Below are 16,646 nucleotides of genomic sequence, written 5' to 3'. Positions count from 1 at the left end.
CTATCTGGCTGGCTCCTATCTGGCCGGCTCCTATCTGTCCGGCGCCTCACGGACCCTGCCGCTACCTGACGGTGAGCCCGGCGCGGATCGCCATGACCGCGAGCTGCGCCCGATCCCGCGCGTTCACCTTGACCATGGCCCGCCCCACGTGCGTCCGGACGGTGGCCGGGCTGACCGCCAGCTCGGCCGCGATCTCGTCGTTGGACCGCCCGGTGGCAACCCAGGCGGCCACCTCCCGCTCCCGCCCGGTGAGCTGATCCAGCACGACCGGCGGCCCGCCCATCCCCCCGAACCGGGCGATGACCCGCCGCGTGACCGACGGCGACAGCAGCGCCTCCCCGCCGGCCACCACCCGGATCGCCCGCACGAGCTCGGCCGGCTCGGCATCCTTGAGCAGAAATCCGGCAGCTCCCGCCGCCAGCGCCGCGAACACGTTCTCGTCGCTCTCGAACGTGGTGACCACAACGACCCGCGTGTGCCGCAACTCGGGATCCCCAGCAATCGCCCGGAGCGCCGCCAGCCCGTCGACCCCCGGCATCCGGATGTCGAGCAACGCCACATCGGGCCGGCACCGCCGGATCAGCTCGACGCCCGCGGCTCCGTCGCCGGCCTCCCCGACCAGCTCGAGGTCTTCCTCACGCTCGATGAGCAGCCGAAGCCCCCCGCGGATGAGCGCCTCGTCATCGACCACGACGACCCGGATGCGCGCACTCATCGCGGAATCCAAGCCCGCACGGCGAACCCGTCACCCACCAGCACCTCGAACGTCCCGCCAACACTCTCGACCCGCTCCCGCATACCGCCGATGCCCCGCCCGACCCCCGCCTCGCCCCCCGCCCCGACTCCCGGCTCGCCCTCCGCTCCGACTCCCGGCTCGGCCCCCGACCCGACTCCAGGCCTGACCCCGCTGGCCGCCTTCTGGACGACCGCCACCGCGCTCCGGCCCTGCTCCGGCCCGCCACACTCACCGTCCCGGACTGCTCCCGGATTGCTGACAACGACAGCCACCGCGTCCCCCTCCACCCGCACCGACACCGCGGCCCCCGCCCGCGGCGAATGCTTGACCACATTGGTGAGCGACTCCCGAACCACCTCATACGCGATCCGCCGCTGCCGCTCACTCACCCCGGCAAGCCCGTCGTACTCGAGCTCCACCCGAACCCCACCGGCCCGAACCTGCTCAACCAGCCCCTCGACATCGGCCGGCGAGTCGATGTTCTCGATCACCGCCCGAAGCTCCTCCAGGGCGCCCCGGCTGGTGTCCCGAATCGCCCGCAGCGCCTCCCGGACCTGCCCCGGCTCCTCGTCGAGCACCACGAGCGCGACGCCGGCCTGCATCGCGACGACGGCGAACCCGTGCCCCGCCACGTCGTGCACCTCCCGCGAGACCCGTACCCGCTCCTCGAGCACCGCCCGCCGCACAAGCTCGGCCCGCTCCCGCTCGACTACCAGCCGCCGCATCTGCACGATCGCCCCGAGCGACCACGGAACCGCAAGCCAGCAGGCCCCCCAGAGCACCAGCCCGACGGCGAGCAGATCGAGATGGTGGGCCATCCGCGGCAGAACGGCGAGCACGGAGACGAGGGCCGCCACCGCCAGCGCGACGGACGATTCCCGCAACGGCCGCCGCCGCGCGTACTCGAACATCGCCCACACAATGGTCAGCAGAATCGGCCCGAAGGGATACCCGATCAGGAGATAGACGGAGCTGACGCCGACCGCGACTCCCAGCGGCACCAGCGGCCGGCTACGCCGAAACCCCAACGAGAGCGCGGCCACGAGGATGAGCCCGAACCCGGCAGCGTCCAGCGCCCGCGGCGCGTCCTGCCCGAGCCCCGCGCGCCACCCCCCGACCGCGACCACGGCCGCAAAGAGGGCCGCGAGCAGCCAATCCCGCCGCACGCGGAAATCCTAGTCGCCGTTGAGCACCCACCTCCGCCCGTCACATCCACCGCGGCTCTCCGTCATATCCATCACCAACCTGCTCGCGGAGAACGTCAACGCCTGCCGTCTCCGAGCGCGCCCGCCGCACCTCGCCCGCCGCACCTCGCCCGCCGCACCTAGGCCGCGGCACCTCGCCCGCGGCACCAAGGTCGCGGCACCTCGGCCGCGGCACCGAGGTCGCGGCACCTCGGCTGCCGCACTGGTACGCCGATCGCCGAATCCGCCCGGCCGGAGCACCGCGGTCGCGCCCGGCACCGTTCGCCGCGCCCCCGGGACCCTCGCGGTGGTCCCTAGAACCCGGCGGTCTCGGAGAATGCGGCCTCGGGCGCCCGCGTCTGATTGGGCACGAACGGTTCCCAGATGCCTCGCCGCCGGACCAGCATCTTGCGCGAGAGCAGGTGGCGATCGCCGGCGAAGAAGATGCGGTCGACGGCCCGCTGAACCTTGGCGAGGCCGGGTGGCGAGTGGGAGCCGGTCACGATGACCACGTCCCGCGCCGGTACGCCGACGACCAGCTCGCCGGGCACCGAGCGCTCGAGGCTCGCCCACAACCCCTCGGCGAGCAGGAGGCTGGAGGCGATGCCCTCGAAGCTGAGCATGAGCGCCGGTGGCTGTCCGTGGACGCCAACGGCACCGAGTCGTGCGTCGAGGTTGTGGGCGGCCTGGCGGCGCAGCATGCGGCGGGGAAGCTCCATGCGTTGCAGATCGGCCCACGTGACGAGACGCTGGCCGAATGGTGGGCCGTAGCTGTAGCCGACTCCCAGCCCGCCCATGAACTCATCGAGCACGGGCGCATGCACATCGTCGCGCCGGAGGTCGCGAAGCGGTGCGAGTACGGGGAGGAGCACGAGCTGCACGAGTGCAAGGTAAGACCGTGACGGAAGTGAGACAAGCTCTTGTTTTTGCGCCATCTGCTTGCTAGCTGTGCACCGCCGGAACCGACTCCCAGGCAGTCCCACTCATATGTGTCCATATTCGCCTCCGTAGCTGCTGTCGGGTTCGATAACGGTTCGGGATCGCCGGCTCACGTTCAGGCTCGAGCTGCCGCGACGAGCCGCTCCCAGACGAGGCGCGGCGCCGGCTGGGCTGCGCCGCGTTGCCGTGCTGCGGTGCGGTTAGGAGGGGCGGGGCTGGGCTCAGGGCGCCGGGTGGTAAGCGGGTTTTCGACGGTGGCGGCGGTGGGCGAGGGCTAGGCGCGTGGCCGCGGCCAGGGCGACCGCGGCGGTGCCGACGGCGACGGTGAGGGCTGCGGCTCGGCGTACGTCAGACGAGGTCGGGGGCTCGCCGTCGCCCAGGTGGGGCCGCTCCTCGACGCGCGAGCCGTAGACGTTGCGGCCGCCCAGCCGCACGCCCAGGGCGCCGGCCGCGGCCGACTCGCACTGGCCCGAGTTGGGGCTTGGGTGGTGGGAGCCGTCGCGCAGCCAGGTGCGCAGGGCGCGGGACGGGCTGCCGCCGACGAGGGGTGCGGCGGCGACCGTGAGGGCGGCGGTCAGGCGAGAGGGGATGAGGTTCGCGGCGTCGTCGAGGCGGGCACTGGCCGTACCGAATCTGGCGTATCGCTCTGAACGGTGACCCACCATGGCGTCGAGCGTGTTCACGGCCCGGTATCCGACGATGCCGGGGACTCCGGCGATCGCGGCCCAGAAGAGCGGGGCGACGACGGCGTCGGACGTGTTCTCGGCCAGGGACTCGACGGTGGCCCGGGCCAGTTCCGGCGCGCCGAGGCCGGCGGGGTCGCGGCCGCAGAGGTTGGGCAGCTGGTCCCGAGCGGCGGGCAGGTCGCCGGTGGCCAGCTTGGCGGCCATGACCCGGCCCTCGCGGGCGAGGCTGGTGCCGCCGAGCGCGGACCAGGTGGCGGCGGCGACGAGGGCGGTGCGGGCCAGCGGGCGATTGCGGGTCAGGCGGGCGGCGGCGGCCGCGGCCACGACCGGCACGCCGACCGCGACGGCCGTGAACCGTGCGCCCGCCCAGCGGTCGCGGGCGTAGAGCCGCCGCTCGAGGGCGCCGGCGAAGCGGCCGAAGCCGGCCACCGGGTGCCAGCGGCGCGGGTCGCCGAAGGCCGCGTCGAGTGCGGCGCCGAGCGCGATCCCGGCCGCGTCGGCCCTTGCGCCTGCCAAGAGTTTCATGCCGCGACCGTACCGGGAGGCTCTGACACTTCTTCGGAGCCGCCGCGCGGAGGTTGCTGAGCGAGTTTGCTCGACTACTGAATGTGGTGGGCCGATTTTTGTGTCGTACCCGCGGGTGAGAATGGGCGACGTGGAAGGCAAGGGTGGTCTGCTCGTCGCGGGAACGACGTCGGATGCGGGCAAGAGTCTGCTGACGGCCGGGATCTGTCGGTGGCTGCATCGGCAAGGGGTCAACGTCGCGCCGTTCAAGGCGCAGAACATGTCGAACAACTCGGCGGTGGCAATCGAGCCGGACGGCACCGGCGGTGAGATCGGGCGCGCGCAGGCACTACAAGCGGTCGCGTGCGGGCTGGCGCCGAGCGTGCGGTTCAATCCGGTGCTGCTCAAGCCCGGCTCGGACCGGCGCAGTCAGGTCATCGTGCTGGGGCAGGCGGTCGGGCACATCGGCGCCGCGAACTACGCGGAGATCAAGGACCGGCTCCGCTCGACGGTGCTGGAGACGCTCGACGACCTGCGCCGGCGTCACGACGTGGTGATCTGCGAGGGGGCAGGCAGTCCGGCGGAGATCAACCTGCGGGCGATGGACCTGGCGAACATGGGGCTCGCGAGGGCCGCGGACCTGCCGGTGATCGTCGTCGGGGACATCGATCGGGGCGGGGTGTTCGCGGCGCTGTTCGGGACGGTGGCGCTGCTCGACGCCGAGGACCAGGCGCTGGTGAGCGGGTTCGTCATCAACAAGTTCCGGGGCGACGCGGGGCTCCTGCGGCCGGGTGTGGAGTTGCTGACCGAGCTCACCGGGCGGCCGACGCTCGGGGTGATCCCGTGGTCCAACGACCTGTGGCTGGATGCCGAGGACTCGCTGGCGTATGACGGGCGGGTGCTGGGCCGGCCGGCCCCGGCGCGCGGGACGCAGTGGTTACGGGTGGCGGTGATACGGCTGCCGCGCCTGTCGAACGCGACGGATGCCGAGGCGCTGGCGTGCGAGCCCGGGGTGCAGGTGCGGCTGACGGTGGAGGCGGCCGATCTGGCCGATGTCGACCTGGTGGTCGTGCCCGGCAGCAAGTCCACTGTGGACGACCTGGGCTGGCTGCGGGAGCGGGGGCTGGCCGACGCGATCGTCCGGCACGCCAAGGCGGGGCGGCCGGTGCTGGGGATCTGCGGCGGGTTCCAGATGCTGGCCGAGCGCATTGACGACGAGGTGGAGAGCCGGCAGGGCAGTGTCGCGGGGCTCGGGGTGCTGCCGGTCGACATCGCGTTCGCCGAGCGCAAGACCCTGGCGCTGCCGAGCGGGACGGCGTTCGAGGGGGTGCCGGTTCGGGGGTACGAGATCCATCACGGGCAGGTCACCCGCAGCGACGGGCCGCCGCTGATCCGGCTGCCGGACGGGACCGGGGAGGGGGTCGTGGCCGGGAACGTGTTCGGGACGCACTGGCACGGGGCGTTCGAGTCGGACGGGTTCCGGCGGGCGTTTCTGGCGGAGGCGGCTCGGCTGGCCGGGAGGCATGGGTTCGAGGCGGCGCCGGGCACGTCGTTCGCCGCGCTGCGGGAGCGGACCGTGGACGTGCTGGGGGATCTCGTGGAGGAGCATCTCGACACCGATGCGCTGTGGCGGTTGATCGAGGGCGGGGCGCCCAAGGGGCTGCCGACGATCTCGGTGGGGCTGCGATGAGCCGGGCGGCTGAACACCGGTCTCGACGTCACCGGGTGCCGATGGTCTCGGCCGGCGGTTCCGGCGTTGGTGGTGGGCGACGTGGTCGAGGACGGGGGAGCGATGCCGAGGACGTATCGGGCGTTGGCTGATTCGGTGCTGAGCCGGCCGGCTCGGCTGGGTGCCGTCCGCGTCGTGGGGGTGGACGGGCGGGCAGGGTCCGGGAAGACCACGTTCGCCGGGCGGCTGGCTCGAGCGCTCGAACAGGGCCGCGAGGCGGGCGACGGGATCGGCCGCACGGCACGGCGGGTGACCGTGCTGCACACCGACGACTTCCTGGACGGGTGGGCGAAGCTGCTCGCCTGGCAGCCGCGGATGCGGGAATGGGTCCTCGAACCGCTGGGGCGGGGGGAGGCGGGGGCTTATCGGCGGTACGACTGGGGGCTGGAGCGGCTCGTGGACGAATGGACGCCCGTCGATCCGCCGGATGTGCTCGTGGTCGAGGGGGTCGGCAGCGGGTCGATGGCGATGCGGCCGTATCTGACGCTGGGAGTGCTGGTCACGGCGCCGCGGGGGCTTCGGCTGCGGCGCGGGCTGGAGCGCGACGGCGAGGGGCTGCGGGCCGAATGGGAGCGTTGGATGGCCGCCGAGGACGGGCACTTCGCCGCGGATCCGACCGAAATGGCCATGGATGTGCTGGTCGACGGGGCGTCGGGGGAGGGGCACGATCCCGAAAATGAGTACATCGCCGTCCCGAGCGGGTGGACGGCCCGCGCAACACTGGAGGACGATCCGGAGAGCAGGCCGGACGGGGAGGAGTGGAGCGAATGAGCACTGACGAGGCGCAGAGCGGGAATCCTCCGGCGCGGCGACGGGTGGTGCTGACCGGAATCAGCTCCCGGGCCTGGGAGCATCCGGCGGACCGAGGCGCGCTGGTGGCGCTGCGTGAGCTGCGCGGATTCGACGACGTGCTCAAGTCGCTGCACGCACTGTGGAACGAGCGGGCGTGGCGGCTGCAGTTCCTCGGCAACGCGATCCGGGTCGACCACCGGCAGTATCCGCGGGTCCACCGGCTGCTCGCCGAGGCGGCGGCCTCGCTGGACCTGGCCGAGCTGCCGGAGCTGTTCGTGCAGCAGGACCGGTCGATCAACGGCATGTGTATCGGCATGTCGAAGCCGTTCATCGTGGTGAACTCGGGCTCCGTGGAGCTGCTCGACGACGACGAGCTGCGCTGCATGCTCGGGCACGAGCTCGGGCATCTGGTGAGCGGGCACGCGGTGTACCGGACGATGGTCATGATCCTGACGGACTGGGCGGTCCGGCTGGCCTGGCTGCCGGTCGGGTCGATGGTGCTGCGGGCGATCGTCGCGGCGCTGATGGAGTGGTGGCGCAAGGCCGAGCTCTCCGCCGACCGTGCCGGGCTGCTCGCCTGCCAGGACCCGGCCGCCTCGTTGCGGCTGGCGATGAAGCTCGCCGGCGGCGGGGACCTGTCCGAGGTTGACACGACGGCGTTCCTGGAGCAGGCGGCCGAGTTCGACCGGGCCGGGGACCTGCGCGACAGCCTGATCAAGATTCGGATGGTGACCGCGCGGTCGCACCCGATGCCCGTCGCGCGGGCGGCCGAGGTGCGGGCGTGGATCGACAGCGGGGAGTACCAGCGGATTCTGTCCGGCGACTACCCGCGGCGCGACGACGACGGGAACGCGTCGGTGAGCGAGGAGATCAAGGCGGCGGCGGCCTCGTACCGGCAGGCGTTCAGCCGGTCGCAGGACCCGCTCGTGTCGCTGCTGCGCAAGCTCGGGGACGGGGCGGCGGACGTCGGCGGGTGGGTCGGCGCCGGGGCCGGGCGGATGCGGGGCTGGATGCGGGGCGACGGTTCGGACGGAGGGGACACCAGGACGGCCGAGTCGTAGGCGTCACCGAGGCGTCGGTCGGGCGCATCCGGCGGGATCGGGCCGTAGGTTCCGCGATGCCGTGATGCGCCGAGTGGCCCGTGCTTCGCGCTGGCGGGATCGGTGCCGTGGGTTCAGTGATGCTGTGATTGCGCCAGAGGGCCTTCGCCTGTCGATGGTGGTACCTGTCGGACAGGGGCCAGTCCTCGCGCGCGGAGAACGGCGCGACCGATGCCCGGCTGCCGAGGCCCCGGAACGGCCAGTCCTCGCGCGCGGAGAACGGCGCCGGCGTGGCGTGTCCGGTGCACGAGCGCAGCGGTCGGGCCTCGCACGCGGAGAACGTGCCCGGCGTGGCGTGTCCGGTGCACGAGCGCGGCGGTCGGGTCTCGCGTGCGGAGAACGGTGCCCGGCGTGGCGTGTCCGGTGCGCGAGCGCAGCGGGCGGTCCTCGCGCGCAGGAGATCGGCGTTGGGGCGCGCGGGCTCATTGGTAAGTCGGACCCGGTGCGGGAGCTGCTGATGGGGGCTCCAGCGGTGTGGGTGGTTGCTGGGGTGAGTCTCGGGTCTTGGGCGCTGGCTCGGGGGTTTTGAGCGAGGGGGCCGGGAAGCGGGGCGGCAAGGGCGGGCGCGGGTGGTGGGCAGTAAGTTCTCCGTATGACAGTGCGAACCGAGGAAGAGCTTCGCGCCGCGATCCGGCGGGAGATGCCGGGTGTGCGCGCCGATCTGGAGGCGCTCGTCCGGATTCCCGGCATTGCGTTTGCCGGATTCGACCACAGCCACGTCGAGCGCTCGGCCGAGGCCGTTGCGGAGTTGCTGCGTGGGGCCGGACTGCCCGATGTGCGGATCGTGCGCAAGGGCGGGCAGCCGGCGGTCATCGGGCGCAAGCCGGCGCCGGCCGGGGCGCCTACCGTGCTGTTGTACGCGCACCACGACGTGCAGCCCGTCGGGGATCTCGGGCAGTGGAAGAGCGACCCGTTCGAGCCGGTGGAGCGGGACGGACGCCTCTACGGCCGCGGGGTCGCCGACGACAAGGCCGGGGTCATGGCGCACGTCGCGGCGCTGCGCGCGTTCGGGGACGACCTGCCCGTCGGGGTGGTGGTGTTCATCGAGGGCGAGGAGGAGTACGGGTCCGAGTCGCTCGAGGACCTGCTCCGCGAGTATCGCGACGACATCGCCGCCGACGTCATCGTGATCGCGGACTCCGGCAACTGGGCCGTCGGCCAGCCAGCACTCACGACGGGGTTGCGCGGGATCGTCAACGGCTTCGTGGAAGTACAAGTGCTGGAAAATGCTGTGCACAGTGGGATGTTCGGCGGTGCGGTGCCCGATGCGCTCATCTCGCTGTCACGCCTCATCGCCAGCCTGCACGACGACGCCGGGGACGTGGCCGTCGAAGGACTGCTGCGCAAGCCCTCCGCGCCGCTCGACTATCCCGAGGAGCGCTTCCGCGAGGAGGCGGGCCTGCTTGAAGGGGTGCAGTTCATCGGTACCGGTCGCCTCGTCGAACGGCTCTGGACGCGCCCGGCGATCTCGATTCTCGGCATCGACGCGCCGGCCACGTCGGGCGCGCCGAACGCGTTGATCCCGCGGGCGAAGGCGAAGTTCAGCGTGCGGATCGCGCCCGGGGATTCGGCGCAGCGGGTGTACGACGCCGTCACCGACCACCTCCGCCGGCACGCGCCCTGGGGTGCCCGCGTGACCATCGAGCTCGAGCAGCTCGGCGAGCCGTGCTCGATCGATGCGACCGGGCCCGCGTACGACGCGGCGCGCGAGGCGTTCGCGGCCGCGTGGGACGGGGCGGAGCCGGTCGACATGGGGATCGGGGGGTCGATTCCCTTCATCGCCACGTTCCAGGAGCTGTTCCCCAAGGCCGCGATCCTCGTGACCGGCGTCGAGGACCCGGACACGACCGCGCACGGGCCGAACGAGAGCCTGCACCTCGCCGAGTTCGAGCGCGTGTGCATCGCCGAGGCGCTGCTGCTGTCGAAGGTTGCCCGGCTGGCCGCCTGAACCTGTATCGCGAAATGCCCGGCTCAGCACCGAGTCGGGCATTTTGTTTCAATGACGCATGTACCCTGTCAGGGTATAAATCCGAAAAGTCCGATCACGAAGTGTCGGACTTTTCGCGGGGCCGGTGGGAGTGCAAAGGGCTCGGGTGCGGTGGAATGCCGGGGGCGGGTGCGTGGCGCGGGGCCCGTCTCAAGGCGTCCGCATGAGGTGCGTGGGTGCGGGGCGTCGCTCGAGGTGGTGCTTGTTTCGGGGGCGGGCTGCCGAAGTGCCCCTCCGGATTCGCCGCGGGGGCCTCGTGGGGTCGGCGCTCTTCTCAGTAGGAGGCCAGGGACCGCTGACCACGCGAGGGGCCGGAGCGGAGTGTTACTGGGCCGCTGACTCCAGGCCGTTGACCTGGACCACCACCGACTCGGCGGCGGCCACGGCCTCGGCGGCTGCCATGACCTCGATGGCGGCCAGGGGCTCGACCGCGGCCAGTGTCTCCATCGCCGAACGGCGGCGGCAGACGCGCTGGCGGCGGGGAGTCGCGGCGTCAGGCTCGGTGGTGGACGGGTTGCGGCGGCGTAGGCGGTTCACCAGGCCCAGCGTCTGACCAGCCGGGCGTCGTGTGCCCCGCGTGGCCTGGGCGGGCACCTCGGCGGCGGGCACGTCGAGCGTGGCCCGCGCGGTGGCGGGCTCGCCGAGGGCGAGAAGAGCGGCGGGCTCGTCGAGCGTGGCCCGCGCGGTGGCGGGCTCGCCGAGGGCGATAAGAGCAGCGGGCTCGTCGACCGTGGCGCCAGCGGCTGCGGGCTCGCCGAGCGTGGTGAGAGCGGCCGCGGCCGGGGTGAGCGTCGTAGGAGCGGCGACGGCGGGCTGGTCGAGGGTAGTGGCCGTGCGCTTGTTCAGGCGGCCGGCCAGGCCCAGGAGCGGGGCGCCGGCCATGAACAGCAGCGCCGCGGCGGCGATCAGCAGCAATGGCAGCCAGGACGAGTCGGCCATGGCCTCGCCGCCGAAGTGGCCCAGCAGGGCGCCGTACGTCGCCCAGAGGGTCGCGGCCACCACGTCGTATGTCGCGAAGCGGCGGGTCGAGACGCCGTTGCGGCCGGCGTAGAGGGCGGTGACCATGCGGCCGGCGGGCACGAAGCGGCAGAAGAGGACGGCCAGGAAGATGTGGCGCTGCATCGCCTCGTTCAGCCTCGCGGTGACCTTGGCGGCTCGGCGGGGCAGTTCGCGGCGGCGGCGGCGCTCGCCGCGGCGGGCCAGGCGGCGGCCGACGGCGAAGGCCAGCAGGTCGCCGGCGATGACTCCGGCGGCGCCGGAGAGGACCAGGAGCAGCAGCTGCACGTGGCCGGAGGCGGAGAGGATGCCGCCGCCGATCATGAGGGCCTGGGCGGGGACGACCGGAATGAAGGCGTCGATCGTGAGCAGGACGAGAACCGTGGCGTAGAGCACGCCCGGTGCGGACACCAGGTCCAGCACCGCGCTTACCATTCCGGACTCGCCATGGCCCGCCCCTTTACCCCGCGTAACAGATCCCCCGTTGACCATGGCAACACGGCTGCACCCCACTGCATGCCCAACTGACCACGATTGTGTCCCGCATCTCCTTTGAAATGGCTGAGAACACGCATACCCGCAGGTGGGAAGGTGCGCACGAAAGCCGTCAGCCGGCCGGGGGATCCCCCTATCCGAGGGTTTCGTGGACGAAGCACCAGCGCCAGTACTCGCCGGGCTCGATCGACTGCATCACCGGGTGGTGGTTGACGAGGAAGTGCTGGGTCGCGTGGCGGCGCGGCGAGGAGTCGCAGCAGGCGACGTGGCCGCAGGCGAGGCATTGGCGCAGGTGCACCCAGTCGGTGAACCCGCCCTCCTTGCACTCCGGGCAGCCGTCCACCACCGGCGGCTCCACCTTCTCGGCCGCTTCCAGATGCACGCAGGTCACAGGTCCCCCCGCTCGAGCAGTGACTCTTCCAGGTCCATGTCGCGCTGCGCCTGGCGCAACGTCTCCTCCGGGATTCTCCCCGAGTCGCGGGCCTTGCGGAAAACCTCCCGCTCCGCGCTGAGCATCTCGCGGCGCAGGCGGGCGTAGGCGGCGGACGGCGTTTCCCGGTCCGAGCGGCCCAGACGCTCCCAGGCCATGTTGGAGCGGGACAGGGCCATCTGCCGCAGCCGCTCCACGACACCCTCGGGCGCGTCGCCCGCGATCTCCTCGAGGCGGGTCTTGCCGGCTCGGGTGGCCTCGTGCTGTACCGACGCCTCGGCCAGGGCATCCTCGGTCCGATCGTCGCCGGGCACCTTGAGCCAGCGCGCGACCGTCGGCAGGGTCGCGCCCTGCAGGACCAGCGTGGCCACGATGACGCCGAAGGCCAGGATGACGAAGAGGCCGCGAGGGTACGGCATCCCGTCCGCGAGCGTCGTCGGCAGCGAGAGCGCCGCGGCGAGGGTGACCGCCCCGCGCATGCCCGCCCAGGAGATGACGGCCGGGCCGGCCAGCGAGGGCGACGGGTCGCGGCGGCGGACGCGGGGGATGAGGCGGGCGAAGTACGTCGTCGGAAAGAGCCACACGATCCGCGCCACGATCACCACGCCGACCACGGCGGCCAGGGCGCCGGCGGTGAACGCGAACGAGCGCTCCACGTCGGCGATGAGGGCGCGCAGCTGAAGGCCCACGAGGAGGAACACGGCCCCCTCGAGCAGGAACTTCACCATCCGCCAGAAGGCGTCCATCTGCAGCCGGGAGGCCGCCGACATCAGGGTCGGCATGCGGTGGCCCAGGGACAGGCCGCAGACCACGACGGCGACGACCCCGGAGGCGTGCACGGACTCGGCCGGCAGGAACACCACCCAGGGCGTGAGCAGCGAGACCGCGTTGTCGATGAGCGGGTTGCTGACCCGCTTGTGCACGAAGCCGATGAGCAGCCCGCCGGCCACGCCGAACGCGACGCCGCCGATGACCGCGATGGAGGCCTGCTCGGTGATCGACCAGCCGTCGACCGCCTCGCCGACCGCCGCGGCCACCGCGACCCGGAGCGTGACCAGGGCGCTCGCGTCGTTGATGAGGCTCTCGCCCTCCAGGACGGTGACCACGCGCCGGGGCAGCCCGATGCGCCTCGCCACGGCCGTGGCCGCGACCGCGTCGGGCGGCGCGACGACGGCGCCCAGGGCGAGGCAGGCGGCCAGCGGTACCCCCGGCAGCAGCATCTTGAGCGTGAACCCCACGGCGGCCGTGGTGAACAGCACGAGCCCGACCGCGAGCAGCAGGATCGGCCGCAGGTTGAACTTGAACGCCGGCACCGAGGTCTCCAGCGCCGCCACGTAGAGGATCGGCGGGAGGATGCCGATCAGCACGACCTCGGGGTCGAGCTCGATCTCGAGCACCCCCGGGACGAACGAGATCACGATGCCGACGACGACCAGCAGGATCGGCGACAGCACGCCGATACGGCGCGCGAGGACGGAGGTCGCGACCACGACCGCGATGAGTCCGACGATGTTTCCGAGCCCGTGCACGGGCGAAGCTTATCCACGCCGCCGCCCGCCACTGTTACGAGTGACGGGCGCCACACGGCGGGTCGCCGAACAGCACGGGTGACCGGCGCGTGCGCGAGCCCGTCCGGGCCTGAGACACTGCACCCGCACATGCAGCAAGCCGTGACCTAGGGGAGGATCGTCCTCATGTGTGCCACACGGCAAATACTCCTGCCCTCCGGGCCGGTGTGAGCATGCCCGACGTCAGCACGACCGTGGATCTTCGTCACCGGCGCATCGGACCGATCGCCGGCGAGCGGATCCGCGTGCTGCTGGTCGAGGACGATCCCGGCGACGCGTTCCTGGTCCGCGAGCTGCTCGCCGAGGCCGACGCGCCGTTCGACGTCGAGATCGCGCAGACCATGCGCGAGGCGCGGCCCCGCTTCCGCGACGTGCACTGCATCCTGCTCGACCTCGGGCTGCCCGACGCGAGCGGCCTGGACGGGCTGCGCCAGGTGCTGCAGCACGTGTCGGGCGCCGCGGTCTGCGTGCTCACCGGGCTGGAGGACGAGCATCTCGGCAACGCCGCCGTCGCCGAGGGCGCCCAGGACTACCTGGTCAAGGGGTCGGTCGACGGCGCCGGCCTGGCCCGCGCGGTGCGCTACGCGGTCGAGCGCAAGCGCGCCGACGAGCAGGCCCGGCTCCTGCGCGAGTCCGAGCTGCGCCAGGCCGAGTCGGCCCGGCTCGAGCGCGGCCTGCTCCCGCAGCCGCTGATGCGCGACGTGCCCGCCGACCTGTTCAGCATCTACCGTCCCGGCCGCGACCGGGCCCTGCTCGGCGGCGACTTCTTCGACGCGATCGGGGTCGACGACGGCAGCCGCCTGCACCTGCTCATCGGCGACGTCTGCGGCCACGGGGTCGACGAGGCGCCGCTCGGCGTGGCGCTGCGGGTCGCCTGGCGCGCCCTGGTGCTGGCCGGCGTGCCCGAGGACCAGGTCCTCGACTCGCTGGAGCAGGTCCTCGTCGCCGAGCGCCGCACCGACGAGCTGTTCGCGACCGTGGCGGTCGCGACCGTCGACCTGCGCGCCGGGACCGCCCGCATCCGCCTGGCCGGCCACCCGCCGCCGATCCTGATCTCCGGGGACCGCGCGGTCCCGTGCGAGGTCGACCCGGGCCTGGTCCTGGGCGTCATCCCGGGGATGCCGCGGCCGCCCGCCGAGATTCCGCTGGGGCCGGACGGGCAGTGGTCGCTGCTGCTGTACACCGACGGCCTGATCGAGGGCTCGGCCGGCCCGGACGCGGCGCCCGGCGACCGTCTCGGCGTCGAGGGGCTGTGCCGCGTGCTGACCGGCCCGATGCGCGCCGAGCCCCGTGACCTGCCCGGCTGGCTCACGCTGCAGGCCGAGGCCCACAACGGCGGGCCGGTGCAGGATGACATCGCCGTGCTCGTGCTGACTCCCTCGAGGACTTCATGAACCCCTCCAGCTGGTCGCTGTGGCGGCGCATCACCGCACTGTGCGCCGTCGTCGCCGGCCTCCTCGTCGTGATCGCGGTCAGCGCGACCGCGACGGCGGCGTCCAACCGCAGCGAGACCGAGCAGGTGCTGGGCGGCCTCACGCCCGCTCTCGTCAATGCCGAGCGGTTGTACTCCCAGCTGCTGCGCCAGCAGTCCGCCGTCCGCACGTTCCTGCTCACCGGCAAGGACTCCGATCTCGACAACTACCGCGACGCGCAGGGCCAGGAGGCCGCGATCCTCGCCGACACCCGGCACCTGGTGGCGGACGAGCCTCAGCTGCTGAGCACCGTGGACGGGATCGCGGCGGCGACGGCGCGGTACCGCCGCGAGATCACGGAGCCGCTGATCGCCCAGACGCGGGCGAATGGCGTGAACCCGGACACGGCCGCCCCGACCGAACAGTCGCGGGCCGTCTACAACGACGCCGCCACGCGCATCAACGGGCTCGCAGGCCAGATCGTCACACGGCGCGACGAGGTCGCCGGGCAGGTGCGCACCACCGGCAACGTGCTCGTGCTGCTGCTCATCGTCGCCGCCGTCGTGGTCGTCCTGGCCGGTGCGGCGCTGGCGCTACTGCTGCGCCGGCTCGTGACGCGCCCCGTCACCGACCTGGCCGGCGAGGTGCGGCGGGTGGCGGGCGGCGACTACGAGTACGAAATCCGCAGTTTCGGTCCTCCGGAGCTGACGGCGCTGGCCGACGACGTCGACACCATGCGGCGGCGGATCAACGCCGACCTCACGGACGTGCAGGAGGCGCGGCGGCTCGTCGAGGAGGCCAACCGCATGCTGGAGCAGCAGGCGGCCGAGCTCACCCGGTCCAACCGGGACCTCGAGCAGTTCGCGTACGTGGCCAGCCACGACCTCCAGGAGCCCCTCCGCAAGGTGGCGAGCTTCTGCCAGTTGCTGCAGCGGCGGTACTCCGGGCAGCTCGACGATCGCGCGGACCAGTACATCGGTTTCGCCGTCGACGGTGCCCAGCGCATGCAGCGGCTCATCAACGACCTGCTCGCGTTCTCCCGCATCGGCCGGCTGACCAGCGGGTTCACCGAGGTCGATCTGAACAAGGTGGTGCTCGACTCGGCCGCGCAGTTCGACGCGCAGCGCGAGGCGACCAACGCCGAGATCATCTTCACCGACCTGCCCGTCGTGCGCGGCGAGGAGCCGCTGCTCGGCGCGCTGTTCAGCAACCTCATCGGCAACGCGATCAAGTTCCGCCGGCCCGACGTGCCGCCGCGGATCGTGATCGACTCCACGGCCGGTGACGGGGAGTTCGAGATCAGCGTCGAGGACAACGGCATCGGCATCGAGCCCGAGTTCGCTGACAAGGTCTTCGTGATCTTCCAGCGGCTGCACGCCAAGGAGACGTACCCCGGCACCGGCATCGGCCTGGCGATCGCCAAGAAGATCGTCGAGTACCACGGCGGGCGGATCTGGATCGATCCCTCGCCGCGCGAAGGTACGCTGTTCCGGTTCACGCTGCCCGCAGCCGTTCCCGCTCTTGAGGAGTCCCCCGCATGACCGCGCCCGTGGAAGCGTCCCTGCCGATCGAGGTGCTGCTGGTCGAGGACGACCCGGGCGACGTGCTCATGACGCAGGAGGCGTTCGAGGAGCACAAGGTCCGCAACAAGCTCAACGTGGTGCAGGACGGGGAGGAGGCGCTGGCGTACCTCCGCCGCGAGGGCAAGTTCGCCGAAGCGACCCGGCCCGATCTCATCCTGCTCGACCTGAACCTGCCGCGCGTGGACGGGCGGGAGGTGCTCCAGGTCATCAAGGAGGACCAGGACCTGCGGCGCATCCCCGTCGTGGTGCTGACGACCTCGCAGGCGGACGAGGACATCCTGCGCAGTTATTCGCTGCACGCCAATGCGTACGTCACCAAGCCTGTCGACTTCGACAGTTTCATCGCGGTGGTCCGGCAGATCGACGAGTTCTTCGTCAGCGTGGTCAAGCTGCCGCCGCGGAGCTGAGTTCGTTCCGGTTGGCGCGAAATGTCGGGCGCTGGCGCGCCACGACATTTCGGACTTTTCGCCTGTCGGGTTATAAATGCGATAAGTCCGATCACGGA

14 protein-coding genes are annotated in these 16,646 nt (G+C 72.1%); 7 read left to right on the top strand and 7 right to left on the bottom strand.

The window, feature by feature from the left end; genetic code table 11:
* Positions 1–61 precede the first annotated feature (61 nt).
* The 4 genes from AC6JBM_RS37830 to AC6JBM_RS37815 form a co-directional block, all read right to left on the bottom strand.
* Positions 62–715, bottom strand: coding sequence for a response regulator transcription factor (locus AC6JBM_RS37830; protein ID WP_497978689.1), 654 nt, complete (start codon positions 713–715; stop codon positions 62–64).
* Complete coding sequence (locus AC6JBM_RS37825) at positions 712–1,902, bottom strand: sensor histidine kinase (protein WP_497978688.1); 1,191 nt, start codon at positions 1,900–1,902, stop codon at positions 712–714. Before AC6JBM_RS37825 ends, AC6JBM_RS37830 begins: the two co-directional genes overlap by 4 nt.
* Positions 1,903–2,234: 332 nt before the next feature.
* Positions 2,235–2,801, bottom strand: a complete 567-nt coding sequence (locus tag AC6JBM_RS37820; protein WP_497978687.1) for a DUF1444 domain-containing protein — start codon at positions 2,799–2,801, stop codon at positions 2,235–2,237.
* Between the two features lie 279 nt (positions 2,802–3,080).
* Entirely contained in the window at positions 3,081–4,070 is a 990-nt protein-coding gene (locus tag AC6JBM_RS37815) for a cobalamin biosynthesis protein (RefSeq protein ID WP_497978686.1), read from the bottom strand.
* 130 nt (positions 4,071–4,200) lie between these two features.
* On the opposite strand from AC6JBM_RS37815, the gene AC6JBM_RS37810 reads away from it, so the two are divergent.
* The 4 genes from AC6JBM_RS37810 to AC6JBM_RS37795 all read left to right on the top strand — a co-directional run bounded on the left by AC6JBM_RS37810 (position 4,201) and on the right by AC6JBM_RS37795 (position 9,618).
* Complete coding sequence (locus AC6JBM_RS37810; RefSeq protein WP_497978685.1) at positions 4,201–5,739, top strand: cobyric acid synthase; 1,539 nt, start codon at positions 4,201–4,203, stop codon at positions 5,737–5,739.
* Between the two features lie 81 nt (positions 5,740–5,820).
* Positions 5,821–6,549 carry a uridine kinase family protein gene (locus tag AC6JBM_RS37805; RefSeq protein ID WP_497978684.1) on the top strand — a complete coding sequence of 243 codons (729 nt, stop codon included), beginning with the start codon at positions 5,821–5,823 and terminating at the stop codon, positions 6,547–6,549.
* On the top strand, positions 6,546–7,631 hold the full coding sequence (locus AC6JBM_RS37800; protein WP_497978683.1) for a M48 family metallopeptidase: 1,086 nt from the start codon (positions 6,546–6,548) through the stop codon (positions 7,629–7,631). The genes AC6JBM_RS37805 and AC6JBM_RS37800 overlap by 4 nt, the downstream gene beginning before the upstream one ends.
* A gap of 631 nt (positions 7,632–8,262) precedes the next feature.
* Entirely contained in the window at positions 8,263–9,618 is a 1,356-nt protein-coding gene (locus AC6JBM_RS37795; RefSeq protein WP_497978682.1) for a dipeptidase, read from the top strand.
* Between the two features lie 363 nt (positions 9,619–9,981).
* On the opposite strand, the gene AC6JBM_RS37790 is transcribed toward AC6JBM_RS37795, so the two are convergent.
* From AC6JBM_RS37790 to AC6JBM_RS37780, 3 genes are all read right to left on the bottom strand, one after another.
* Positions 9,982–11,076 carry a VTT domain-containing protein gene (locus AC6JBM_RS37790; protein WP_497978681.1) on the bottom strand — a complete coding sequence of 365 codons (1,095 nt, stop codon included), beginning with the start codon at positions 11,074–11,076 and terminating at the stop codon, positions 9,982–9,984.
* Positions 11,077–11,281: 205 nt separating this feature from the next.
* A complete protein-coding gene (locus tag AC6JBM_RS37785; RefSeq protein WP_497978680.1) occupies positions 11,282–11,539 on the bottom strand; it encodes a UBP-type zinc finger domain-containing protein in 258 nt (85 codons plus the stop codon).
* Positions 11,536–13,107 (bottom strand): Na+/H+ antiporter, encoded by a 1,572-nt coding sequence (locus AC6JBM_RS37780; RefSeq protein ID WP_497978679.1) that lies wholly within the window; start codon positions 13,105–13,107, stop codon positions 11,536–11,538. Before AC6JBM_RS37780 ends, AC6JBM_RS37785 begins: the two co-directional genes overlap by 4 nt.
* 212 nt (positions 13,108–13,319) lie before the next feature.
* On the opposite strand from AC6JBM_RS37780, the gene AC6JBM_RS37775 reads away from it, so the two are divergent.
* Genes AC6JBM_RS37775 through AC6JBM_RS37765 form a run of 3 tightly spaced genes read left to right on the top strand, consistent with a single transcriptional unit; the run spans position 13,320 to position 16,548 of the window.
* A complete protein-coding gene (locus tag AC6JBM_RS37775) occupies positions 13,320–14,540 on the top strand; it encodes a PP2C family protein-serine/threonine phosphatase (protein WP_497978678.1) in 1,221 nt (406 codons plus the stop codon).
* Positions 14,537–16,099, top strand: a complete 1,563-nt coding sequence (locus AC6JBM_RS37770; RefSeq protein ID WP_497978677.1) for a sensor histidine kinase — start codon at positions 14,537–14,539, stop codon at positions 16,097–16,099. The genes AC6JBM_RS37775 and AC6JBM_RS37770 overlap by 4 nt, the downstream gene beginning before the upstream one ends.
* On the top strand, positions 16,096–16,548 hold the full coding sequence (locus AC6JBM_RS37765) for a response regulator (protein WP_497978676.1): 453 nt from the start codon (positions 16,096–16,098) through the stop codon (positions 16,546–16,548). Before AC6JBM_RS37770 ends, AC6JBM_RS37765 begins: the two co-directional genes overlap by 4 nt.
* Positions 16,549–16,646 lie beyond the last annotated feature (98 nt).

The organism is Dactylosporangium thailandense (assembly GCF_059739745.1).
The sequence above is the reverse complement of the archived record's forward strand: the minus strand, read 5'-3'. Positions and strand labels throughout refer to the sequence as shown.

What these genes read in the sequence shown, in the direction of transcription:
- AC6JBM_RS37830 (WP_497978689.1), bottom strand. Translation starts at nt 715, where the DNA reads ATGAGTGCGCGCATCCGGGTCGTCGTGGTCGATGACGAGGCGCTCATC.
- AC6JBM_RS37795 (WP_497978682.1), top strand. Translation starts at nt 8,263, where the DNA reads ATGACAGTGCGAACCGAGGAAGAGCTTCGCGCCGCGATCCGGCGGGAG.
- AC6JBM_RS37770 (WP_497978677.1), top strand. Translation starts at nt 14,537, where the DNA reads ATGAACCCCTCCAGCTGGTCGCTGTGGCGGCGCATCACCGCACTGTGC.
- AC6JBM_RS37775 (WP_497978678.1), top strand. Translation starts at nt 13,320, where the DNA reads ATGCCCGACGTCAGCACGACCGTGGATCTTCGTCACCGGCGCATCGGA.
- AC6JBM_RS37815 (WP_497978686.1), bottom strand. Translation starts at nt 4,070, where the DNA reads ATGAAACTCTTGGCAGGCGCAAGGGCCGACGCGGCCGGGATCGCGCTC.
- AC6JBM_RS37765 (WP_497978676.1), top strand. Translation starts at nt 16,096, where the DNA reads ATGACCGCGCCCGTGGAAGCGTCCCTGCCGATCGAGGTGCTGCTGGTC.
- AC6JBM_RS37800 (WP_497978683.1), top strand. Translation starts at nt 6,546, where the DNA reads ATGAGCACTGACGAGGCGCAGAGCGGGAATCCTCCGGCGCGGCGACGG.